Genomic DNA, 24,366 nt, shown 5'->3' with positions numbered 1-24,366 from the left:
ATAAAGGAATTTCATAGTTTTGCACAAACTATTATGTATGTTTACTGTTTATAAAAACAGTACCATCATCTGGCTTGAATCATGTGTGCATGATTCTTGTTGCATTGTTTAGTTTTCAAAGAACACCTTGCGCCCTTTGGAGTAGCTCTCCTTGAGACGACTTGTTTAGTATAGCTTTTTCATAATCCAGTGTCAAGCACTTTTTAAAAAAAATTACAAAAATGATGAAATAATGTAAACTACCACACTGGCAAGCAGGGCATTTACCACGTTCATCTCTATCCCCATACCAAAGAGATCTACAGCCCAAATGGCTGCAGAACCAACAATAAGTCCAATCACAATGTTTTTGATAATTTTAAATGGCAGCGCAATGAGCTTGCCAATAATATAAATACAAATAGCCAACGCCACAAATCCCAAAAAAGTAAGCATATTATTTCCTCCAAAACATTTGCAGGCTGACGTGCGCCAGCCTGCAAATGAAAAATTACAATTCAATTCTATTTTCCATGGCCCTGGAAAGGGTAACCTCGTCCGCATATTCCAAATCGCCGCCCACCGGCAAGCCATGGGCAATACGAGTAACCTTCACTCCGATTGGTTTTAGCAACTTAGCTATATACATTGCAGTTGCCTCACCCTCCACATTTGGGTTAGTAGCCATGATAATTTCTTTCACCCTGTCATCATGAAGCCTGTTTAGCAGCTCCTTAATTTTGAGATTTTCCGGGCCTACCCCCTCAAGAGGTGACAATGCACCATGAAGTACATGATATACCCCCTTGAAATCTCGCATTCTTTCCATGGCAGCCACGTCCTGAGGCTGCTCCACCACGCAAATAACAGAATGATCCCGAGCTTCAGATTTGCATATATGACAAGGGTCCTCATCACTTAAATTAAAGCAAACCTTGCAATAACCTATTTTTTCCTTGGCACGCATAATAGCACCAGCCAGACCTCTGGCTTTTTCCATATCCATATCTAAAACATGATAGGCCAACCGCACTGCGGTCTTGTTGCCAATGCCAGGCAGGGCACGAAAATGCTCAATTAGTTCTGCCAAGGGTGCTATATACTGCATTGATTAAAACATCCCTGGAGGAAGACCAAGACCACCAGTGAGCTTGCCCATCTCGCTGGCCATCATTTCGTCCACCTTCTTGGAAGCCTCATTGAAAGCAGCTGCCAACAAATCCTGGAGCATTTCGACATCCTCAGGATCCACAGCGGCCGGATCAATTACGATTCCCTTTACTTCCTTTTCACCATTCATGGTGATCTTAACGGCACCGCCACCTGCAGTTACATCTACAGTCTTCTGCTTCAGCTCCTCCTGCATTGCTGTCATCTGTTTCTGGAGCTTCTGCATTTTCTTCATCATGCCGTTCATGTTGTTCATGCCACCCATACCACCAAACATTAATTTATTCCTCCTTAAATATACGAAAAATTATTTGTAAACATCATACGCTAATGCTATCAAAATATAGATTGTGCGTCAAATTCAAAAAACTATTGTAAATCCTCAGGGTGCACAAAGCCATCCCCAAATACATCCACTGCTTTATCAAGGCGCTCCCTTTCATCATCCTGCAGCTCACTAATTCCAAAATCATCATCCGTTGGTGGTGGCACATCCTCCTGAATATCACCCTTTCTTGGGGTTGGTTCCGGAACAGTTTCCACCTCCTGACAAACCATACTGAGACTTAGTCCGCTGACGCCATTAAAAGCTTCCTCGATATTCTTTCTATATATGCGCTCCAAAAGGCCCTTTATAACCCCCTTTGGGGTACCAAGAACAAACTGCACATCGTTTAACCCCATAAATGTACAATTCTGAAGGCAGGCCATAACCTGCTCTTTGCCTGTAGATCTAAGATTATCCAAGGTTCTTTGCCAAAGCTCAACACCGTCTTCAGTAATATTGGCTGCCACCTGAATTGGTTTGGCTGTGGCGGTAGTCACCTTTGCTGCTGAATGTATCGTGGCAACTGAATCCTTCCCAGATACACCATTACCGACAGCTCCACCACTCTTTAACATCCCCATCATACGGGCCAGCTTTGCCTCCAGCTGAGCAATACGACCATCGTCCACTGACTGGACAGAAGAAACCTTATCCGTTGTACTAGAGGCATTCATAAGGTTATCCCGCTGACAAATTTCCAGTAATGCTGCTTCCACTGCAATCCGTGGCTGTGGAGACCATTTCACCTCATTAGCTGCCTCATGAACGCGACGGATTATCCAAACAATCTGTTCCTGGGTAAAGCCCGCAGCCTGTTTCTTGATAGACTCATCTGTCTGGCTGTAGTAATCAACACCATCCACAAGACCTGCCGCTTTAAATATCATAAGTCCTCTAAAATGGATTCCCAACTCTCCGAGAACCTGCTGCAAATCCTTTCCAGCCCGAATTATTTCATCCACCATAGTAAGTACAGCTGCGGCATCCTTGGACTGCAACGCACCTACCAGCTTATCCAACCATTCCTTGCCTACAAGACCCAAAAGCTGCTGAACCCTGTCTATAGTCAGACTCTGCTCTGAAAGAGCAATGCACTGATCAAGAATACTAAGGGCATCACGCATACCACCATCAGCCTTAACAGCAATCATACGCAGGGCATCATCATCTGCCTTTATGTCCATGCCCTCCACTACTGTTTTTAATCGGTTAAAAATATCATCCACAGTAATACGCTTAAAATCATAGCGCTGACAGCGTGACTGAATGGTGGCAGGTACTTTGTAAACCTCAGTGGTAGCCATAATAAACACAACATGAGCCGGAGGCTCCTCCAAAGTCTTCAATAGAGCATTAAACGCCTCGGAGGTCAACATATGAACCTCATCGATTATATATACCTTATACCGGCCATTAACAGGTGCAAATTTTACATTTTCCCTCAAATCGCGAATAGCTTCAATACCACGATTGGACGCAGCATCTATTTCAAACACATCCATGGAATTGCCGGAATTGATTCGCTGGCAAGCTTCACACTGATTGCATGGCTCCACCGTCGGCCCCTGCTCGCAGTTAAGGGCCTTTGCCAAAATCTTTGCTGTACTGGTTTTACCAGTGCCCCGAGGACCAGTAAATAAATAGGCATGGCCTATCCTGCCGCTTTTGATGGCATTTGCCAAGGTCCGACTAACATGGTCCTGTCCCACCAGATTAGCAAAATTATCAGGACGCCATTTTCTATATAGGGCCATATAAGCCATATTCCTGCACCTCCTAAACATACACGGTTATTATACCACACCAGTCTATTTTTCGGCATAAAAAAAGCCCTACCTAAAAGGTAAGGAAAGTCTTTCCAACATTGGGCCACAGTACCCAGGCTACCTCACGGCACAGACAACGATTCACTTATCGCTGCTTCCTTCCGGACCTGACGAGGTTCATGAGGCTGCCTTGCGCGAGACCAAGACACTGCGGTCCAATCTTAGAAAGACCGCTTGTAAAAATACAACTTATTTTGAGATATAAAAATGGCGGAGAGTGAGAGATTCGAACTCTCGGTACAGTAACCCGTACACACGCTTTCCAGGCGTGCTCCTTCAACCACTCGGACAACTCTCCACTTGTTTGAATAAGTATAAAAAACTATTCAGTTGTTGTCGGCTCATCACGACAAGACATAGTTTAACAAACAAAAAGTTACTTGTCAACAACTTTTTTGCAAAAAAAGTAAAGGACTTTTATATACCGAAAAAGCCCTTACTTTCTCTATACTGTATCAAAATCGTATTAGTACATGAATTCATCCTCTGCCAGATAAAGCACAAAGGAGCCAAAATCTGTAGCTATCCGCATGGCCACCAAGCTGCTGGCCATAGGGCAGGAATTACGTCCAATCCTTGGCATATCCAAATCCATATCCACATCCTGGCCTGACTGTTCGACAATGTACAAACCATTAATTACATTTACAAACTCCGTCAGACTATCCTCAGCCAGTTCGTCAATGTTTTCAAACCTTTCGCCACTGTATCGATTAGCCATCTCCAAAAAAGAATCCTCGTTTGTAAGAATGGCAGCAGATATCGAAAGGGCACCTCCCATACTCTGGGAAACAATAAGAGAATCTTCAAAAACTGGCTCAGCCGGCTCAGTAAGAACAACCGCATCCGTGTCCATAAATCGCTGCAATGCACCTACAAACATCTCTGCATATTTTCCATAGGCCTCATCTACAGGATTCAGGCCATCGTATGAGCGGACAATCCTTTTTACTGCATCAGCAACAGGATGAACATCTTCTGGGTCACTCTCACGGAAGCAATGGTTTAAAGTTTTTATATCTGCCAGCTTTTCATCCAGCAAAACCTGGGCCATGCGGGCTGCCCTGTCCGGACTCTCATCCTGTAAGGATGCCACTTGGTCGGCGGACAAAAAAGCCTTTTCCACTATTGTCTTGGCTGCATCATCCGAACCTGCCAGTTCATCGATTTGTGCATCTGACAATAAACCTTTTTGAACAGCCAAAACATGTAACTGAGGAACAGCGTGGGCTGATTTGGGCATTACATAACCGATATTGCTGGATTCCAAAACACCGGTATTTAACAAATACTGCGAAAAGTATCTATTTCCCATTCTCCTCAACCTTTCTGCGGATTCTCTCAACAGCCTGTCTGATCTGATCAGAAGTATATGGCTTCTGAATGAAATCCAAGGCTCCCAGTTCCAAAGTCTCCTTCAACTTCTGGGATGTTCCAGCAGAAGAAAGCATGATAATAGGTATATCAGGATTAACCTCTTTTATTACTTGGAGTGCTTCAATACCTCCAACCTCAGGCATAACGATGTCAAGGATAACACCATCTGGCTGCTCCTGAAGATCCTTCATAATGGCTTCCTTGCCATTTTCTGCCTCAATAACTTCACAGCCGAGTTGCTCCAATTCTGCGCGAAGCTTCTTTCTAAGCAGTTTTGAATCATCAGTAATAAGGATTTTTAACTTATCAGCCATTTATGCCACCTCCCTTTCCCATATATTGTAATTATATCACAACTTTACAATTTAAGTCATTGTATAAAATTCTCTACTTAAAGAAATATTCCTGCTGATTTTTCTTTAAAATAGGACTTTTTTGTTGTTTAAGTTTCCTTTAACACAAAAACAGCCCCCAAAAAGGGAGCTGCCTTTGTAAAAGGAATTGTATTGGTTGAAAGTTAGGCTCTCAATTAATCCTTGCCGGCAATACCAGGAGTGGTCATAGCTGCTGGGGCCAAAATCTTATCGATTTCTTCCTTGGTGAGAAGGCCCTTTTCCAGAACAACCTCTCTGATAGGACGACCAGTATTATATGCTTCTTTAGCCATCATAGCAGAATTCTCATAACCTACATGAGGCAACAGAGCAGTTACGATACCAACACTTCTGTCAATCCACATCTGGCACTGCTCCTTATTAGGTTCCAGCTTCAACAGAAGCTTGTCAACGAAGCCATCAATTGCGTTGGTGAGATATTTTATGGAGTTAAACATATTAAAGGCCATAACAGGCTCCATAACATTCAGCTCAAATTGACCATTTTCTACGCCTAAGGTAACAGCAAGATCATTGCCGATAACCTGATAGCAGGTCTGATTCAATACCTCTGCGATAACCGGATTTACCTTACCTGGCATGATGGAGGAACCTGGCTGACGCATAGGCAGCTTCAACTCGTAATAACCGCAGCGAGGACCAGAGGCCATCATACGGAAGTCATTACACATCTTAATAATTACTAATGCTGTGTTCTTCAAAGCGGAAGAAACATCGGCAAAGCCGTCAGTATTGTTGGTAGCATCAATCATGTTGTCGGCAGTCTTATAGGTTTCACCAGTAACCTCGCTAAGGGATTTGGCAACATTAATAATGTACTGTGGCTCTGCATTTAAGCCAGTACCTACAGCAGTACCACCCATGTTTACATAATGAATAGTATCAAGGGCGTGCTGAATACGCTCTATACCACGGCGGATGGAAGACGCATAAGAATTCATTTCCTGCCCAAGGGTAATAGGAACAGCATCCTGCAGGTGAGTACGGCCCATCTTAACGATATCCTTATACTCCTCACCCTTCTTTTCAAGCTCATCAACCAGGCGATTCAGGGACTTAATCAAATTCTTGCCCTTGTGGTTCAGACAAACCTTAATAGCAGTCGGGAATGTATCATTGGTGGACTGAGCCATATTGCCATGGTTGTTTGGAGAAATAATGTCATAACGACCCTTGGCCTCACCAGTCAACTCCAAAGCGCGATTACAAAGCACCTCATTCATGTTCATGTTAAATGATGTACCGGCACCACCCTGAATAGGATCCACAGGGAACTGATCCAACAGCTTGCCCTCTATAATCTCATCAGCAGCCTGAATCAGAGCTTTACCAATTTTTTCAGGCATACGACCTGTGGACAAATTGGCCAATACAGTGGCCTTCTTTACCTTTGCCATAGCCTGAACAAAATCACTGTCTACCCGCTGCCCAGTAATTTTAAAGTTCTCAATGGCACGCAAAGTCTGTACACCATAGTAAACATCATCTGGAACTTCCAATTCGCCTAAGAAGTCATGTTCTTTTCTCATCTTATTCTCTCCTTTTTTACCTTGTTTTTTCTTTTTGTACGTTCTTGTATTTTGTATACAAATCTCCTTACTCTGAGAATAACACCTTATTATGCAAATTGCAAGAGATTTTGCAAAAAATTCTGTCAGTTTTTGCATAACAGGAAATCTTTCCTACTTTAAGCAAAACAAACCCCCGAAGCCTTTATCTATAAAAGACTTCGAGGTTATTTTCATCTGGTGCGAATGGCGGGAGTCGAACCCACGGCCCTCTGCTTAGGAGATGAAATCAATTTCCTACTCATTTTTATACCCCCTTTAAGCAATTTTAGCATAATTTTCATTTGGTATCGCATATTATTTTTATAAATGTTAAAATTATTCATAATAGTTTATAAAATACGGATTCAAAGGAGAATCTTAATATGGATGCTACTAATAGAGCGAAAGCAGCTAAATTATTTGCTGAAAAATGGAAGGGCAAGGGCTACGAAAAGGGCGAATCCCAGTTATTCTGGGTAGATTTATTAAAAAATGTATATGGTGTAGATAACCCTACAGATTTTATGGAGTGTGAAGTACAGGTAATGCTGGAGCATACTTCTTTTATTGATGTGTATTTACCAAGTACCAAGGTTATGATTGAACAAAAAAGCATCGGGAAGGATTTATCTAAGCCAATAAAGCAGTCCGATGGCACCATGCTTACCCCTATGCAACAATTGAAAAGGTATGCAGCTGCACTGGGCTACTACAAATATCCTCGCTGGGGGATCACCTGCAATTTTGAGGAATTTTATATCTACGATATGGCCAATCCAAACTGCGAGCCAGAAATCTTGAAGCTGGCGGATTTGCCTAAGGAATATAACCGCCTCAATTTCTTGGTGGATACTACCCATGACAATATCAAGAAGGAGCTGGAAGTTTCCTTAAATGCCGGTACTCTGGTAGGCAAAATGTACGAATACCTCTATGCTCAATATGGTGATGAACCTACCGATAAAATGCTGAAAAGCCTTAATATGCTTATAGTTAGGCTTGTTTTCTGTATGTATGCGGAGGATTCCGGCATATTTGGGCGCAAGGATATGTTTATGGATTATCTAAATGACTTCCGTCCACAGCATTTCAGGAAAGCCCTCATTGATTTGTTTGAAATACTGGATACCCCTGTTGATGAGCGGGATCCATACGAGGAAAAACGCCTATTAGAATTCCCTTATGTAAATGGAGGCTTATTTAGTGATGAGAGTCTTATTATCCCACAATTCAATCAGGAATGTGTGGATTTAATCATAAAAGAGGCATGTACCTTTAACTGGGCCGAAATCAGCCCTACAATTTTCGGTGCTGTATTTGAGTCCACAATAGCGAGCCAAGCACGTAGGGCTGGCGGTATGCACTATACCTCTGTAGAAAATATCCATAAGGTCATTGACCCGCTGTTTTTAAACGACCTCAAAGCGGAATATGAGAAGATACTGGAAGTACCACAGCCAAAGAAGCGGGATAACCAGCTTAAAATGTTTCAGGACAAATTGGCATCACTAACATTCTTTGACCCCGCCTGTGGAAGTGGCAATTTCCTCACTGAAACCTACATTTCCCTTCGCAGACTGGAGAACCAAGTAATAGAAAAGCTCCTTGGGCAGGAAATGGTTTTGGGTGATCTGGCCAATCCAGTAAAGGTAAGTATCCAGCAATTCTACGGCATAGAGATTAACGACTATGCTTGTGTTGTGGCCAAAACAGCCCTTTGGATAGCAGAGCTGCAGATGATGCAGGAAACCCAGGCACTGGTTCACATGAATCTTGATTTTCTGCCATTAAAGAGTTATGCCAATATTGTGGAAGGAAATGCCCTGCGTATGGACTGGAATGATGTGGTGCCAAAGGAAAGGCTCAGCTATATAATGGGAAATCCGCCGTTTGTTGGTTATTCGCTTCAGTCCAAGGAACAAAAAGAGGATATGCTAAACGTCTACAAGGACGAAAAGGGCAAACCTTATAAAAAGGCGGGTAAAATTGATTATGTTGCCGGATGGTATTTTAAGGCTGCTGAATATATTGCTACTTCAAGCCTTCCCCTCGAGGGGAAGGTGCCCGAAGGGCGGATGAGGTGTAAAAAAGCTGCCTTTGTTTCCACCAATTCCATTACCCAAGGGGAGCAGGTAGCTGATGTGTGGAAGCCACTATATAACCGCTTTGGTATACATATTGACTTTGCCCATCGTACATTTAGATGGAATAGCGAATCAAATAATAAGGCGGCTGTCCACTGCGTAATTATTGGGTTTAGCAATGGGGGCTCAAGAAAAGAAAAGCCACTGTACTCTGGTGAATTGGTAACATATGTAGAAAATATTAATCCTTATCTCGTAGGAGCTCCAACTGCATTTATAGAAAGTCGAAAGGAACCATTATGTGATGTCCCAAAGATGTCTACAGGAAATCGTCCTGCAGATGGTGGGCACTTAATCATTGATGGAAAAGATTATGCAGACTTTATAAAAAAAGAGCCAAAGGCTCAGAAATTCATTAAGAGATTTATTGGTTCACATGAGTTTATAAATAATGGTGAACGTTATTGTTTGTGGTTGGTCAATGCTTCGCCAGAGGAACTTTCTAAAATGCCATTGGTGTTAAAGAGGATAGAAGATTGTCGCAATGACAGACTGGCATCAACTGACAAGGGGCGACAAAAATTAGCTGATACACCATCTTTATTTAGAGAAACCAAAAATCCACTACATTTTATCGCTATACCTGAAGTGTCATCTGAAAATAGAAGATATATTCCTATGGATTTTTTGGACAGCAACACTATCATCAGTAATAAACTACAAATGATAGAAAATGGTGAACTGTTCCATTTTGGAATATTACAGTCTAATGTTCATATGGCTTGGGTTCGTGCTGTTTGTGGCAGACTAAAAAGTGATTATGATTATTCGCAAAAAATTGTCTACAACAATTTTCCATGGCCAAATCCAACGAAATCCCAAAAAGCTAAAATTGAACAAACAGCCCAAGGTATTCTGGATGCTCGGAAAAAGCATCCAGACTCCAGTTTTGCTTCCTTGTATAAAGAAGTATTAATGCCTCCGGAATTACGCAAAGCCCACCAAGCCAATGACAGGGCAGTTATGGAAGCATACAGATTTGATTGGCATACAATGAAAGAATCTGAATGTGTGGCTGAATTGATGAAAATGTATCAAAGCCTTGTTGAGCAACAATAAAGAAGACATAATAAAACCCCGCCAACATTAACCTTGACGGGGTTGACACCGTGAATTAACTTGCTTCTTCCTGCTGTCTGCTGGCACCAAATTCATGGAAATCAGGCTGAGATACGATAAACTCGCCAATCTCAGAGGATGTAAGACTATCTGATGTTTTCAAGAAATCCATGACTTTTTTCAATCTTTCAGGCTTTTGTTTTACATAAATTATTACGCCTAATACGAAAGAAGAATATGCATCCGGCACAGCATTTAATCTATTGTATAATTCTTCCATAATAACCCTCCTTGCTAAAATCCAAATCTGTCAATGATATTGTAATCGTTAAATCCATGGTTCTCAAAATAATATATGTAAAAACAATTATCCTCTCCGACAGAAGAATGGAACGCAATCTTCTTACCTCTGTATAAGTCGTAATTGCTGTTTATTTCACTTATTATTTTAGCATATTCCGACTTATTCAAAACAAGGGTGGATACTCGAATGGTTTTCCATGAGAGTCGTACTTTTTCACACTTATCACCTGCTTCATTATATCATACTAAGCCACTCTTTGGACATACTGCACATTTTAAAAAGGAAAATGGTGCTGCCGTCTTCCGATAGAGATTTTCATTTTAGGGGTCAAAATGGGGGTCAAAGAAAAATTGCACACAAAAAGCCCCATGCGACATCTCGCGAAGTCGCATGGGGCTTGCTTTCATCTGGTGCGAATGGCGGGAGTCGAACCCACGGCCCTCTGCTTAGGAGGCAGATGCTCTATCCATCTGAGCTACATCCGCAACAGTGTTATTGTACACTTTCTACATTATCCTTGTCAATTTTAAATAAATCTGCTGTAAAGCTGATATCCTCCAGCTGACGCTGTCTGGTTTCCACGCCCATGGTCAATACCACCAGAGAAACCACAATGAGGACACCGGCAAACATGAGAAATACATTGCCAATTCCCAGCTGATTTGCCAGCATAATACCAACTAAAGCAGGTGCTATCATGCCCCCAATTCGTCCAAAGCCTGCTGCCCAGCCACTGCCCAAGGCACGAATAGATGTTGGATACAGCTCCGGAGTATAGGTATAAATAACCCCCCAAGCACCAAGGTTGAAGAAAGACATGGTAGCTCCCCATAAAAGCAGTGTCTCAGGAGAAGCTGCATTTCCAAAGAAGTAGCTTGCCACACCACTCATAAGGAGGAATATGGACAGGGTATACTTTCTGCCAATCACATCCACCAACCACGCGGCGCAATAATATCCCGGCAGCTGAGCAATGGTCATAATCAGAACGTACTCAAAGGTTTTTACTACTGCAAATCCCTGCTGGAACACAATAGAAGGGAGCCACATAAAAATACCATAGTAGCTGTAAACAATCCCAAACCATGCCAACCACAGCATAATAGTACGTTTCATATAGCTGCTGTTGAAAAGACTTAACGGACCAGGTGTCTTTTCGTTGGTGCTTCCCATTTCTGCTGCAGTAAGAGATTTTTCAAACGGCTTGCTTATTACGTGGAGCTTCTTCTCCAAATCAAGAATAATCTCCTTGGCCTCTTCAATCTTATTTTTGGAAATAAGATATCGTACAGACTCAGGCATGTGAAGTCTGATAAGGAACACATAAAGTGCAGGCAGAGTACCAATTACAAATGCTATTTTCCAACCGAACTGAGGAATAATCAGATAAGAAATGCAGGCAGCCACCAACCAGCCAATACCCCAGAAGCTCTCCAAAAGCACTATAAAACGGCCACGCAGCTTTGTTGGGGCGTACTCAGACATGAGTGTAGCAGCCACAGGCAGTTCGCCACCCAAGCCAAAGCCGACCAAGAATCTGAAAAACAGCAATGATTCATAGCTCCATGCCAAGGCACACATGCCAGTAGCCAAAGCATACATCAACACTGTAATGGTAAATACCTTCTTACGCCCAATGCGGTCAGCCAAGGTCCCGGAAATAACAGCACCAAGAGCCATACCAATAAGGCCAATACTTCCAATCCAGCCCATCTGCTCCGGGGACAGCCCCCATTCCTTGGCAAGTACAGGAAGTACAAAGGCTATAAGACCTGTATCCATGCTATCAAAGAGCCATCCTAGCCCTGTTACCAGTAACAACTTATAATGAAAGGAGCCCACAGGCATTCTTTCCAATCTGTCTAAAATCATACATTACATCTCCTTACACAGGTGTCTTGACAGTTATAAATACACTGACATAAAATTTACACCCATATAAAGAAAAAATCAAGGGAAAAATACAAATTCTATCAAATTTTGCATCAGATAAAAAAATTCCCCCAGCTTACACCGAGGGAATTCATTTCAATATTATTTTGCTTTACGCAGATATACTCTGGCGTATTCTATATCTCCAAGCAGCTGCCATTCATCTGGATTAAACTCTTTATCAAACCGTTCAAAGGCCTTTTCCTGAAGGATAAGATATACGTTCTTGTCTGTTGGTATATCTTCAATGGCCATAAATGGCATTACGTTCTTGGCATTCCAGCTCTTACCATCAGGAAGCATCCCTGGAATAGACTCGGCACGCTCCACCTTATAGGCAATTTTATCACCATAAAATACCGCTGATGTTCTGTAGTCACCATACATTATCAGCACATCATCTTCCTTAATCTGGTCCTTGTACACTGCAGCCACATTTTTAAAGGAATATCCATTGGTGTTACATACAGGTGCCGCCACTGCAAAGGTAAGCACAACATAAACCACCAGCATCACAGCCACAGTACGCTTTACCAGAGTTTCCCTTTTATAGAGATAGCATGCCATTAAGATGGCAATAGGCAAAAGCCCTGGTAATGTATAGGTGGTATACTTTGTGGCCATACACTGATAGAAAATATTTACTATCAGGGACCAGGTCAGCAAAAATCCTGCAGGCATATCAAGCTGCGGCAGCTGCTGTCGCTTAATAGCTTTCCAGATTGCCGCCGGCAATGTCCAACACCAAGGCAAACAGCCAGCAAAGAAAATCATGGTGTAGTACCACCAAACATTCCATTGTTCATGCTCAGACTGGGTAGCTCTCAGGAAATTGTGAACCCCAAGAAAGTTATTGATAAAATCCATGCCGTGAATGGTATACATGGCATAATACCAGCTGCCGGCAGTAATAATATACAGAGCCAATCCCAAAATCCATTTAAGTCTGAGAATTTCCCTAAAATCACGTCTTATACAAAGATAAACAAGTATGATAAAGCCTGGAAGTAAAATTCCAATAGGCCCCTTATCCAAGGTAGCAAGCCCTGCCAGAATATAACAGAGATAATACCAGCTTCTCCTGCCAGTGCTGTAACCCATATAGAAGGCCATCAAAACGCCATTGAAGAAAACAAACAGCGTCAAATCAGTGATAATCGTTTTTGAAAGGAGCCAATATTCAAAGCAGGTCCCTAAAATCCCTGCAGCCATGAGACCTGTCTTACGGTCATATATAGTCTTGGCAAAAAGATAGGTCAGCATTAATCCCAGTGCTCCAAATACCCCTGGGAAAAATCTTGCAGCAAATTCATTAACACCAAAAAGCTTATATGCTACTATAAGCTCCCAGTAGAAAAATGCTGGTTTATCATACCAGTAATTTCCATAAATTCTTGGGGAAACATAATCCCCGGAGCGAAGCATTTCCAGTGCGGTAAGGGTATAGTTGGACTCAACAGGATCTGTTACTGCAATGGCCCAGTTTCCCAGCAAATATAGCACCAGACCTACAATACCAATAATGGAAAGATCTAGTTTGGTTGTGTTCATTAAATACTCCTTTATCCTTATACGTCCACTCGACGGATATCAGCACCCAAGCCAATGAGCTTTGCCACAAGATTGTCGTAGCCCCTGTCAATATGATGGATATAGCCAACGGCAGTCTCGCCTTCAGCCACCAAGCCAGCCAGAACCATAGCCGCACCGGCACGAAGGTCAGTAGCCTTAACCTGACAGCCGGTAAGAGAAGGCACACCTTCAACAGTGGAGGTGCGACCATCAATTTTAATATTTGCTCCCATACGTTTCAGTTCATCAACATGCATGAAACGATTTTCAAATACTGTTTCCGTAACCATGCCAGTTCCCTCAGAAACCGTCAGCATGGCCATGAACTGTGCCTGCATATCAGTTGGAAAGCCAGGATATGGCATAGTCTTAATATCTACAGCCTTAGTAGCCTTATCACAGGTTACCCGAATGCCGTCAATATGCTCCTCGATAGTTACGCCAGCTTCCTTCAGCTTGGCAATAACAGGCTTCAAATGCTCAGAAATGGCATTTTCAATAAACACATCGCCCTTAGTCATAGCTGCAGCCACCATATAGGTGCCTGCTTCAATACGGTCAGGAATAATAGTGTAATTCTTGCCCGTAAGGCACTTAACACCATCGATTTTTATAACATTTGTACCAGCACCGCGAATGTTGGCACCCATTACATTAAGATAGTTAGCCAAGTCAATAATCTCAGGCTCCTGAGCAGGATTTTCAATAATTGTCTGGCCTTCTGCCATACATGCAGCCATAATAATATTTTCAGTTGCACCCACACTTGGGAAGTCCAAATATATACGGGCTCCCTTTAAGCCATTTGGTGCATGGGCTTCAATAAAGCCATGACCAATATTGATATCTGCACCAAGGGCCTCAAAGCCTTTGAGATGTAAATCAATTGGTCGGGTACCGATAGCGCATCCACCTGGCATAGAAATTTTTGCCTTGCCATAGCGGGCCAGTAATGGACCAATAATAAGGAAAGAAGCACGCATTTTCCGAACCAAATCATAAGGTGCCTCACAGCTGGTAATTTCAGAGCTGTCCACCAAAAGGGTATTCTTATCTGCATTAAACTCAGCCTTCACTCCCAGCTGCTTTAACACTTCAGTAAGAGTGTGCACATCATCGAGAGCTGGAACTTCCTCCAAACGGCTTGGTGATTCCTGTCCCAGCAAGGCAGCGGCAATAATAGGCAGTACCGCATTTTTGGCACCGCTGATCTTTACCCGTCCCTTGAGACGCTTACCACCATTTATGATCAATTTCTCCATTTATGTAAATCCTCCTAAAATAGGCACAGTTTTCGAACATAGCACACTTAATCATAACATGGATGATAGGCGCATGCAAGTAGGAAAAATAAACCATTCTACAGGCAAATTCGGCCTTATAAAAAAGAAAAAGGGACCAGTTGACGGTCCCTGCAAAATATAAATTATTATCTGTTTACACTTTCATAAATGGCAATAACATCCTTTTTGTCCATTGGATGGAATACACCGGCTTTCTTAGTGCCATTGGAAGTGCAAATATCAGCCAGCTTCTCTATTTCTTCGGTATTCTTGACACCAATACCCAATTTTGTGAAGTTAGTTGGCAAACCAATTTGCTCAAAGAATTCCATAGTCAAACGAATGCCTGCCCTGGAGCGCTCATAAACAGTGCCTGCATTTACGCCCCAGACCTTTTCTGCATACTTGGCAAAACGCTCAGGATTATCCTCATATACGTATTTTGCCCAGGCCGGCCACATTACAGTCAATGACGCTCCATGAGTTACATTATATAAGCCGCTCAATACATGCCCAAGCTTATGGGCGGAAAACTCCTTTTCCCGGCCAAGTCCTGTAAATCCATTATGTGAAACACTGCCACACCACATAATTTCGCTCATTGCCTCATAATTTTTGCGGTTGGCAACTGCAATGCGCCCCTGCTGAATCACATTCTTCATTAGAGCCTCTGCCACCAAATCAGTGAACAAATTTCCCTCCGTATGGGTAATATACCGTTCCAGGGTGTGCATAAGAATATCCGCCACACCGCACGCTATCTGGAATGGTGGCAAAGTGAAGGTCAGCTCCGGATTCATAATAGCAAAATCCGGGCGAATAATATCGCTGTGGGCACCACCTTTTTTTCCAGTCCCATCAATGGTAAGAACTGCAGAATCACTGGTCTCGCTGCCAGCGGCAGAAATCGTCAGTACCACACCGATAGGGGCACAGGACTCAATTTCCCGTCCCTGTTCCCAATATTCCGCAATATCCACATCAGGATTTGCCAATCCTACTGCCACAGCCTTGGCGGAATCAATAACACTGCCGCCCCCCACAGCCAACACCATATCAGCATCAAATTCCAATGCTTCTGCTGTTGCTTCACGGGCAAAGGACAACACAGGATTTGGCTGGACACCGCCCATGGCTTCAAATTCAATATCTGCTTCGTTCAGATTATCCTCAATTCTTTTCAGAAGGCCACTTTTTTCGATACTGCCTCCTCCATAAAGCAGAAACACCTTGGTACCACCATATTGCCTTATTTTCTCTGCCAGCTTGTCTTCAGCCCCTTTTCCAAAGACAATTTCAGTCGGACAATAAAATTCAAAATTCTGCATAAAATCCCCCCCTCATATAAAAAACTGCCGACCGGCACAGATTATGCACCAGCCGGCAGAAATATCAGCCGTATTCAAATTACAGAGTACCAAAGATTCTATCGCCAGCATCACCGAGGCCTGGTACGATATAGCCCTTTTCGTTAAGGCATTCATCGATAGCTGCAACGTATACAGGAACATCAGGATGCTCCTCATTAATAACCTTTATACCCTCAGGAGCAGCCACCAAGCACATAAGAATAATGTTCTTGGCGCCCTTTTCCTTCAACAGGGTAAGGGCAGCGGCAGCGGAACCACCAGTAGCCAGCATAGGATCCACAACGATCAGAGTACGCTCAGCTACATCCCCTGGCAGCTTGCAGTAATATTCTACTGGCTTCAGAGTTGCAGGGTCACGGTACATACCTACATGACCAACACGGGCAGATGGAATCATGTTTACAACACCGCTCAAAAGGCCCAAACCTGCACGGAGAATTGGAACGACACCAACCTTCTTGCCAGCAAGAACCTTTGCCTTGCATTTTGCTACAGGAGTTTCAATATCAATTTCTTCCAGTGGAAAATCACGGGTTACTTCATAAGTCATGAGCATAGCAATCTCTTCCAGCAGCTGACGGAAATCCTTAGATGGAGTGTCCTTCTTACGCATAATGGTGAGCTTGTGCTGGATTAATGGATGATCTACTACTGTTGCTTTAATATCTGACATATTTCTCCTCCTAGAGATTCGATTGTTTTTATTCACCTGTCATTATAACGCAGTTGTTCAAATTTTGCCATAAGCAAAATATACATATCGAGCGTTTCAACACGCCCAAAGCGTCATTGTGTGTTATAACGCCATTACTCATGTTTTTCCACTTAATGAAAAAACTTCCCATCATTCATACAATGGATATTTCTTACAAAGTGCTGCTACCCTTTCACGGGCCTGAGCCTTTGCTGCCTCATCCTCCGGATTGTCTAAAGCCAAAGCGATAATATTGCCCACTTCAACCATATCCTCTTCCTTAAACCCACGAGTAGTGAGGGCCGGAGAACCAAGACGAATACCACTGGTAACAAACGGACTCAGCTTCTCAAAGGGAATGGTGTTTTTGTTGGCAGTAATGCCCACCTCATCCAAAACATTCTGAGCCACCTTACCAGTGATGTTTTTATTGGTAAGATCCACCAGCATCAGGTGATTGTCAGTACCGCCGGAAACAATACGGAATCCCTTTTCAGTGAGGGTCTTGGCGAGAGCACTGGCATTCTTTATAATCTGCTGGGCATATTCCTTAAACTCTGGGGACAGTGCCTCTTTAAAGGCCACAGCCTTAGCTGCAATAACATGCATAAGAGGACCGCCCTGAATACCAGGGAAAATGGCCTTATTAAACTGCTTGCCAAATTCTGCATCCTTACAAAGAATCAGACCACCACGAGGGCCACGCAATGTCTTATGAGTAGTGGTAGTTACCACATCTGCGTAAGGTATTGGGGATGGATGAAGTCCGGTGGCCACCAGGCCAGCAATATGAGCAATGTCCACCATGAGATAAGCCCCTACAGAATGGGCAATCTCAGCCAAACGTGGGAAATCAAGAACGCGGGCATAGGCGGAGGCTCCGGCCACAATCAGCTTTGGCTTACATTCATTGGCAATTCTCTGAATTTCATCGTAATCCAGCTGTTCAGAGCCTTCACTTACACCGTAAGGAACAATCTTGAAATACTTGCCGGACATATTTACAGGGCTACCATGGGTAAGATGACCGCCATCTGTGAGGTTCAGGCCCATTACAGTATCCCCGGGAGTCAGCAATGCAAAGAACACCGCCATATTAGCCTGGGCTCCGGAATGGGGCTGCACATTGGCATACTCAGCACCAAAGAGTTTTTTTGCGCGATCAATGGCCAGCTGCTCAATCACATCCACGTGTTCACAGCCACCATAATAACGCTTGCCTGGATAGCCTTCAGCGTATTTGTTGGTAAGAACACTGCCCTGGGCTGCCATAACAGCGGAGCTGACAATATTTTCAGATGCAATAAGCTCCAGCTTGTTGCGCTGGCGGCTCAACTCTGCATCAATAACCTCAGCAATTTCAGGATCAACAACCTTCAAATCATCCATTAAGCTCATTACTGACTCCTCCTTAAATACGATAGGTATCATTTATTTTCCAACGCCATCATTTTTTCAATGCGGCGAATATGGCGCTCCCCCTGAGAAAACTCTGTGGTAACCCATGTTCTCACAATTTCCCCGGCTGGGCCAAAACCAGTAACCCGACCTCCCATGGCCAATACATTGGCATCATTATGTTCTCTGGACATGCGGGCAGAAAAAACATCTCCGCAAAGAGCTGCCCGAATCCCCTTTATTTTATTGGCTGCAATAGAAATGCCGATACCAGTTCCGCAAAGGACGATACCTCTGTCAGCCTCACCCTTGGTGATTTTTCCACATACCTTTTCAGCAATATCAGGATAATCCACAGACTCGGCATCAAAAGTCCCCACATCCTCAGTCGCAATATCCTTAAACTCTGCCAAAACCTTCAGCACTTCCTTCTTTAGCTCCAAAGCACCATGGTCACAGCCTATAACAATTTTCATAACTGGCCTTACTCCTTTTGGTTGTCATATTTTCACACAAAGTCATTGTAACATAGATTAACGGGAAAAAATATTTATTTTTCCCCGCTAACACATTCCATTATTTCTTTTTCCGATATCGCCCCATGGCGTATAATCATTGGTTCATCACCAGTACAGTCCACTATAGTAGATTCTATCCCCAGATTACATGGACCGCCATCTAAAATAAGGGGAATCAAGCCCTTCATATCATCGTATACCATCTTGGCAGAAGTAGGACTTGGATGAGCAGAAATATTGGCACTGGGTACTGCCAAAGGTACCCCTGCTTCCCTAAGCACTGCCAGGGCAATTTCATTATCCGGAATTCTTATGCCCACAGTGGATTTACCTCCAGTTACCCGTTTAGGAATATTGCTTTTTCTTGGAAGTACGATGGTAATTGGTCCAGGGCAGAATCGCTCAAAGAGCTTCAACGCCATATCTGGAACCCGTGCAGCAATATCCTTTACCATGTTCACATCAGCCACCTGCAGGGAAAATGCCTTATAATATGGTCGCTCCTTGGCATCGTATAGGGACTTAACAGCCACCTCATCCAATCCGTTAGCCGCCAGTCCATATACTGTTTCAGTTGGAATAGCCACCAGCTGTCCATTTCTCAGCATTTTTGCAGCTTCCCTTATGGACTCCATATTCTTTTGCACATCATTTATAGAAATTATTTTTGTTTCCACAAAATCACTACCCTGTCAATACCAGCCAAATCCTTAACGATTTCACAACGGCCCCAGCCATGCTCCTGCCCCAGAGCTTCCAAAGCTTTTGCCTGATTAATGCCAATTTCAAGAGCCAAAAATCCGTCATCGGCTATCATATTTCCAGCCCCAGCTACAAGACGGCGGTAAAAATCCAGTCCGTCAGGACCTGCCACCAATGCTGAGATTGGCTCAAAATCCCTCACATCAGGCTCCAGACCGGCAATATCTCCTTCCGGAATATACGGGGGGTTAGATATAATGGCCGTAAATCTTCTGTCCTTTATAGGTTCCAGCATATCCCCCTGACAGAATTCTACTCTATCAGAAAGACCCAAAAGCTCGGCATTTTCCTTGGCCACCTCTATGGCCTCAGGGGATATATCCACGGTTACTGCCTTAAGATTAGGCAGATAATTTAACAACGACAAGCAAATTGCACCAGAGCCGGTTCCAATATCCGCAATGGTCCCCACACCCTCCTGACCGGTTTTCAGACGGGAAATAACCGCTTCCACCAATATTTCTGTATCGGGACGGGGAATTAAGGTAGCCTCGTTCACCTTAAAATCCAACCCCATAAACTCCTTATGGCCTACGATATGAGCCACCGGCTTATGCTGAACCCTTTCCTTAATGCACGCTTTATATTGGGCCAGTTCTTCCTTGGTCAGAGGCTGATCGAAATGAACATACAGATGAATACGTTCCTTTTTCAGAACATGACAAAGAAGCACCTCACCATCAAGACGCGGGGTGTCCAGCCCAGCCTTGGTGAAATAATCCTCAGTCCATTTTAATAATTTTCCTATCGTCCAAACTTCTCCAGCCATATTATCTCCAAACCTACGAATTTACTTAATCAACCTGCTTCATGCGCTCAGCCTGGTCCGCAGTAATAAGACCATTTAAAATTTCATCCAGCTGACCATCCATTACAGCATCCAGCTTATGCAATGTGAGGCCAATACGATGATCCGTTACCCGGCCCTGAGGGAAATTATAGGTTCTGATGCGCTCGCTTCTGTCACCGGAACCCACCTGGCTCTTTCTGTCAGCTGCGATAGTATCTGCCTGCTCCTGCTGGGCCTGCTCCAAAACTCTGGCCCGTAAAACACGCATAGCCTTTTCCTTATTCTTTAGCTGGGACTTTTCATCCTGGCATTGCACCACAATACCCGTTGGCAAATGGGTAATGCGAATGGCAGACTCTGTCTTGTTTACATACTGTCCTCCAGCACCACCTGCCCTGTAGGTATCAATGCGCAAATCCTCATTGCGAATATCCACATCCACCTCGTCAGCCTCCGGAAGCACTGCCACCGTTACGGCAGAGGTATGAATGCGGCCCCCGGATTCTGTAACTGGCACGCGCTGTACACGATGGGTACCGCTTTCGTATTTCAGCTTGCTATAGGCACCATAGCCCTCAACAGCGAAGGAAACCTCCTTGAAGCCACCAATTTCCGTGGCATTGGCATCCATAATACTAATTTTCCAGCCCTGACTTTCAGCATAGCGGGAATACATGCGGAACAAATCTCCTGCAAAGAGAGCCGCCTCCTCACCACCTACGCCACCACGGATTTCCACAATAACATTTTTATCATCATTGGGATCCTTGGGAAGAAGCATAATAGGCAGCTCCTGGTCCAGCTCTTCCTTGCGCTTTCTGAAATCTGCCAGCTCATCCTCCACCATGTGACGGAATTCATCATCATCAATTCCCTCGTTGAGCATTTCCTTATTGTCCTCAATGCCCTGGCATACCGTCTTGTATTCCCTGTATGCTTCAATGATAGGCTGCATGGAGGAATGCTCCCGATTATAGCGCTGCCACTTATTCATATCCTCCAAAACAGAAGGATCACTGATAAGGGATTCCAGCTCCAAAAACTTATTCTCCACCGCCTGCAATTTATCCATTATATTCATGTGTAGTTTCCTCTTTACCGCTAATTTGTATTATGAAATATCTTGTATATAATTGGCGGTACCGGCAGGGATTTTATCCTCCGGCAAAACTGCCTTGGCTGACTCAATGGCCACCTCTATCATATCGTCATCTGGTTCCCGGGTGGTCATATACTGAAGCCACAGACCTGGCTTAATGGCCCAGCCCAGAACGCAGTTATCGGAATTAGCGGACAGCTTAATAATCTCATAGGAAATACCAGCCACCACCGGCAAAAGTATTACCCGGCTTAAAATTCTCAGCCACAAATCTGGCCACCCCAAAAAGGCAAAGACAAAAATACTTACCAGCATAACGATAAGCAAAAAGGATGTACCGCAACGCTTATGGAGTCTGGTGTGTTTTTTCACATTTTCCACAGTCAATGCTTCACCAGCCTCAAAGCAGGCGATGGTTTTATGCTCCGCCCCATGATATTGAAAAACCCGCTGGATATCCTTCATCAATGAAATGGCACCAATGTAACCAACAAAAATCAGGAGGCGCAGAGCACCCTCCATAAGATTTAAAAATACAGGATCTTCAGTGATAAAATGAAACAGCTTGGCTGCCCCGGTGGGAATGGCCACAAACAGCACTGCTGCCATTACAAAGGCAAATACTATGGTTCCTGCCAATTCCTTGTCTGTCAGCTGCTCATCCTCCTCCCCTGCCATCTGGGCAGAGTAGGACAGGGAACGAAGGCCCATGACCAAGGATTCCCCCAAGGAAACACAACCACGCAGCATTGGCTTCTTCAAAATAGGAAATCTATCGCTAATGGAATTGACTGGTCTGATATCCAATTCTATTTTTTTATCAGGAGTACGGACAGCAGTGGCCACCTTTTCCGGCCCCCGCATCATTACACCCTCTATAACGGCCTGACCGCCGATACTTAACTTTTTCTCGCTCATATAAACCTCATATATATTTAACCCCTACAGGGTGATTGCTTTCAAAAAAATCCGCATATACAAATGAGCAGAGCATTTCTGCCCTGCTCATTAATGATTGAGTTATTACTTTGCGTAACGCTTGTTGAACTTCTCAATACGACCACCAGCTGCGATATCGCGCTGACGACCAGTGAAGAAAGGATGGCACTTGGAGCACACATCAACTCTCAGCTCAGTCTTGGTAGAGCCGGTAGTAAAGGTGTTGCCGCAACCGCAAATAACCTTTGCTTCGTGGAATTCTGGATGAATACCTGCCTTCATTCTATACACCTCGCTTTTCCCCATAATTGGGAGAATTACAAGTCCTCTCTGCGAAGACTTGGTCCGACGATGCTTCCCAAACAGGGGCAAAGCCGAAAAAATCAACTTTTTAGACGCACTGCGCCTAACTTGTGATATTATAACACACCGACTATACCCATGCAACATTTTCCACAGAAAATTTTCTTGAAAAAAAATTGCTTTTCTACCATAATATGTAAGAGACTTTGTGAGAAAAGATTACAATAGATATAGAAAGGTAAAAGGTAAACACTTATGAACAGTAATGACCCTACAGTTACCTGTAGCTTCTGTAAGCGAAAGGTTGTGGCGAAAACCCAGTACGATGTGCCAATCTATGATCCCCGTTCTGGTTTTTCCCTTTGTGCCAACTGCATAAAAGATATATATCATCTTATTGAGGACCATAAAGAGGTGGAGGAAGCCCAGCAACATATTGAGACTGAAAAGGCCATCAACGATGAGCTTAACCGTATAAAGCCTCACATGGTAAAAGAATATCTTGACCAGTTCATAATCAATCAGGATCAGGCCAAGAAGGTGCTTTCCGTAGCAATTTATAATCATTATAAACGTATGAAATACGGCTTTCAGCATCCTGAGGACGATGGTGACGAAATTGAGAAGTCCAATGTTATTATTCTTGGACCTTCCGGCTGCGGTAAAACTGCACTTCTTTCCCATCTGGCCAGAATGCTGGATATTCCATTTGCCGTTACAGATGCCTCCAGCCTTACGGAAGCAGGCTTCGTAGGTGCCGACGTGGAAGTGGCTGTACGCAACCTCTACTACGCTGCCGACAAGGATATCAGCCGTTGTGAGCATGGTATTATCTATCTTGATGAATTTGACAAAATTGCCAGAAAATCAGGTGAAAATAATACAATTACTGCTGACCCTGGACATGAAGGTGTACAGCAGGCTTTACTGAAGATGCTGGAGGGCAATGTGGTGGAATTTACCGCCAGAGGTCAGCGCAAACATCCTGAGGCCCCAACCATCAAGGTGGACACCAAAAACATTCTCTTCATTGTAGGGGGTGCCTTCGTAGGTATCGACAAGATTATCGCCAAGCGCCTCAGGAAAAACGATGCCAATATGGGCTTTGGCTCCAAGATTGAGGGGAAAAATGACAAGCCAAAATTTGATGAGCTGATTCACCAGACTACCCCTGAGGATTTGATGAAATTCGGCATTATCCCGGAAATTATCGGCCGCCTTCCAATAATCTGTACTCTGGAAAATCTTGATGAGGATGCCCTCTTGAGAATCCTCACCGAGCCAAAAAATGCTCCAGTAAAACAATACCAGAAGCTGATGGAAATGGACAACGTGCAGCTGGAATTTGATGAGGAAGCCCTCAGAGCTGTGGCCAAAAAGGCTATTGAAAGAAAAACCGGTGCCCGTTCCCTGAAGGGAATTATCGAAGACACAATGCTGGATGTAATGTTTGACATTCCACGCTCTGATGATACACGCAGGGTAACCATCACTGCAGACTGCATCAACAACGGTGCAGAACCTACAATAGAAAAAATCTGATGTTAACAAAAAGAAGCTCAGCTACCACCTGA

22 protein-coding genes, 2 tRNA genes and 1 other RNA gene are annotated in these 24,366 nt (G+C 43.7%); 2 read left to right on the top strand and 23 right to left on the bottom strand.

The window, feature by feature from the left end; translation table 11 throughout:
* Positions 1–213: 213 nt before the first annotated feature.
* The 9 genes from B6K08_RS13870 to B6K08_RS12215 form a co-directional block, all read right to left on the bottom strand.
* Positions 214–435: a pro-sigmaK processing inhibitor BofA family protein gene (locus B6K08_RS13870; protein WP_052212541.1), complete on the bottom strand. Its 222-nt coding sequence runs from the start codon at positions 433–435 to the stop codon at positions 214–216.
* Positions 436–490: 55 nt separating this feature from the next.
* On the bottom strand, positions 491–1,087 hold the full coding sequence (gene recR / locus B6K08_RS12250) for a recombination mediator RecR (protein ID WP_027397870.1): 597 nt from the start codon (positions 1,085–1,087) through the stop codon (positions 491–493).
* Positions 1,088–1,090: 3 nt separating this feature from the next.
* A complete protein-coding gene (locus B6K08_RS12245; RefSeq protein WP_027397871.1) occupies positions 1,091–1,426 on the bottom strand; it encodes a YbaB/EbfC family nucleoid-associated protein in 336 nt (111 codons plus the stop codon).
* 92 nt (positions 1,427–1,518) lie between these two features.
* Positions 1,519–3,240 carry a DNA polymerase III subunit gamma/tau gene (dnaX, locus tag B6K08_RS12240; RefSeq protein WP_039211708.1) on the bottom strand — a complete coding sequence of 574 codons (1,722 nt, stop codon included), beginning with the start codon at positions 3,238–3,240 and terminating at the stop codon, positions 1,519–1,521.
* Between the two features lie 110 nt (positions 3,241–3,350).
* Positions 3,351–3,450, bottom strand: an RNA gene (gene ffs / locus B6K08_RS12235) — signal recognition particle sRNA small type.
* A gap of 61 nt (positions 3,451–3,511) precedes the next feature.
* Positions 3,512–3,601, bottom strand: a tRNA-Ser gene (locus B6K08_RS12230).
* Between the two features lie 168 nt (positions 3,602–3,769).
* The gene (locus B6K08_RS12225; RefSeq protein WP_080326230.1) at positions 3,770–4,618 is read right to left on the bottom strand and encodes a hypothetical protein; all 849 of its coding nucleotides are present in this window, start codon (positions 4,616–4,618) and stop codon (positions 3,770–3,772) included.
* Positions 4,608–4,994, bottom strand: a complete 387-nt coding sequence (locus B6K08_RS12220) for a response regulator (RefSeq protein ID WP_027397873.1) — start codon at positions 4,992–4,994, stop codon at positions 4,608–4,610. Before B6K08_RS12220 ends, B6K08_RS12225 begins: the two co-directional genes overlap by 11 nt.
* Before the next feature lie 215 nt (positions 4,995–5,209).
* Positions 5,210–6,604, bottom strand: coding sequence for an aspartate ammonia-lyase (locus B6K08_RS12215; protein ID WP_039211712.1), 1,395 nt, complete (start codon positions 6,602–6,604; stop codon positions 5,210–5,212).
* Between the two features lie 404 nt (positions 6,605–7,008).
* Between B6K08_RS12215 and B6K08_RS12210 the strand changes: the two genes are divergently transcribed.
* On the top strand, positions 7,009–9,828 hold the full coding sequence (locus B6K08_RS12210) for a DNA methyltransferase (RefSeq protein ID WP_039211715.1): 2,820 nt from the start codon (positions 7,009–7,011) through the stop codon (positions 9,826–9,828).
* A 55-nt stretch (positions 9,829–9,883) separates the two neighbouring features.
* Here B6K08_RS12210 and B6K08_RS12205 read toward each other — a convergent pair whose 3' ends face one another.
* The 14 genes from B6K08_RS12205 to rpmE all read right to left on the bottom strand — a co-directional run bounded on the left by B6K08_RS12205 (position 9,884) and on the right by rpmE (position 22,771).
* Positions 9,884–10,108 carry a hypothetical protein gene (locus B6K08_RS12205; RefSeq protein ID WP_039211717.1) on the bottom strand — a complete coding sequence of 75 codons (225 nt, stop codon included), beginning with the start codon at positions 10,106–10,108 and terminating at the stop codon, positions 9,884–9,886.
* A 432-nt stretch (positions 10,109–10,540) separates the two neighbouring features.
* Positions 10,541–10,617 (bottom strand) — tRNA-Arg (locus B6K08_RS12200).
* A gap of 7 nt (positions 10,618–10,624) precedes the next feature.
* Positions 10,625–12,004, bottom strand: coding sequence for an MFS transporter (locus B6K08_RS12195; protein WP_039211719.1), 1,380 nt, complete (start codon positions 12,002–12,004; stop codon positions 10,625–10,627).
* Between the two features lie 162 nt (positions 12,005–12,166).
* Positions 12,167–13,615, bottom strand: a complete 1,449-nt coding sequence (locus tag B6K08_RS12190; RefSeq protein WP_039211722.1) for an ArnT family glycosyltransferase — start codon at positions 13,613–13,615, stop codon at positions 12,167–12,169.
* Between the two features lie 17 nt (positions 13,616–13,632).
* The gene (gene murA, locus B6K08_RS12185; RefSeq protein WP_039211724.1) at positions 13,633–14,898 is read right to left on the bottom strand and encodes a UDP-N-acetylglucosamine 1-carboxyvinyltransferase; all 1,266 of its coding nucleotides are present in this window, start codon (positions 14,896–14,898) and stop codon (positions 13,633–13,635) included.
* A 167-nt stretch (positions 14,899–15,065) separates the two neighbouring features.
* The gene (locus tag B6K08_RS12180; RefSeq protein ID WP_027397879.1) at positions 15,066–16,247 is read right to left on the bottom strand and encodes an iron-containing alcohol dehydrogenase; all 1,182 of its coding nucleotides are present in this window, start codon (positions 16,245–16,247) and stop codon (positions 15,066–15,068) included.
* Between the two features lie 79 nt (positions 16,248–16,326).
* Positions 16,327–16,962: a uracil phosphoribosyltransferase gene (gene upp, locus B6K08_RS12175; protein WP_027397880.1), complete on the bottom strand. Its 636-nt coding sequence runs from the start codon at positions 16,960–16,962 to the stop codon at positions 16,327–16,329.
* A gap of 171 nt (positions 16,963–17,133) precedes the next feature.
* A complete protein-coding gene (glyA, locus tag B6K08_RS12170; RefSeq protein ID WP_027397881.1) occupies positions 17,134–18,381 on the bottom strand; it encodes a serine hydroxymethyltransferase in 1,248 nt (415 codons plus the stop codon).
* A 29-nt stretch (positions 18,382–18,410) separates the two neighbouring features.
* On the bottom strand, positions 18,411–18,857 hold the full coding sequence (rpiB, locus tag B6K08_RS12165; RefSeq protein WP_039211727.1) for a ribose 5-phosphate isomerase B: 447 nt from the start codon (positions 18,855–18,857) through the stop codon (positions 18,411–18,413).
* Positions 18,858–18,931: 74 nt separating this feature from the next.
* Complete coding sequence (locus tag B6K08_RS12160; protein ID WP_052212544.1) at positions 18,932–19,576, bottom strand: L-threonylcarbamoyladenylate synthase; 645 nt, start codon at positions 19,574–19,576, stop codon at positions 18,932–18,934.
* Positions 19,561–20,430, bottom strand: a complete 870-nt coding sequence (gene prmC / locus B6K08_RS12155) for a peptide chain release factor N(5)-glutamine methyltransferase (protein WP_039211731.1) — start codon at positions 20,428–20,430, stop codon at positions 19,561–19,563. Before prmC ends, B6K08_RS12160 begins: the two co-directional genes overlap by 16 nt.
* 25 nt (positions 20,431–20,455) lie before the next feature.
* Entirely contained in the window at positions 20,456–21,526 is a 1,071-nt protein-coding gene (prfA, locus tag B6K08_RS12150; RefSeq protein ID WP_039211753.1) for a peptide chain release factor 1, read from the bottom strand.
* Positions 21,527–21,562: 36 nt separating this feature from the next.
* Positions 21,563–22,468 (bottom strand): DUF1385 domain-containing protein, encoded by a 906-nt coding sequence (locus B6K08_RS12145; RefSeq protein ID WP_027397885.1) that lies wholly within the window; start codon positions 22,466–22,468, stop codon positions 21,563–21,565.
* Between the two features lie 105 nt (positions 22,469–22,573).
* On the bottom strand, positions 22,574–22,771 hold the full coding sequence (gene rpmE / locus B6K08_RS12140; RefSeq protein ID WP_027397886.1) for a 50S ribosomal protein L31: 198 nt from the start codon (positions 22,769–22,771) through the stop codon (positions 22,574–22,576).
* A 276-nt stretch (positions 22,772–23,047) separates the two neighbouring features.
* On the opposite strand from rpmE, the gene clpX reads away from it, so the two are divergent.
* Positions 23,048–24,334 carry an ATP-dependent Clp protease ATP-binding subunit ClpX gene (clpX, locus tag B6K08_RS12135; RefSeq protein WP_027397887.1) on the top strand — a complete coding sequence of 429 codons (1,287 nt, stop codon included), beginning with the start codon at positions 23,048–23,050 and terminating at the stop codon, positions 24,332–24,334.
* Positions 24,335–24,366: the final 32 nt, after the last annotated feature.

The sequence above is a fragment of the Anaerovibrio lipolyticus DSM 3074 genome, from assembly GCF_900141865.1.
Lineage (GTDB): Bacteria > Bacillota > Negativicutes > Selenomonadales > Selenomonadaceae > Anaerovibrio > Anaerovibrio lipolyticus.
This window is presented reverse-complemented; position numbering and strand designations above follow the sequence as displayed.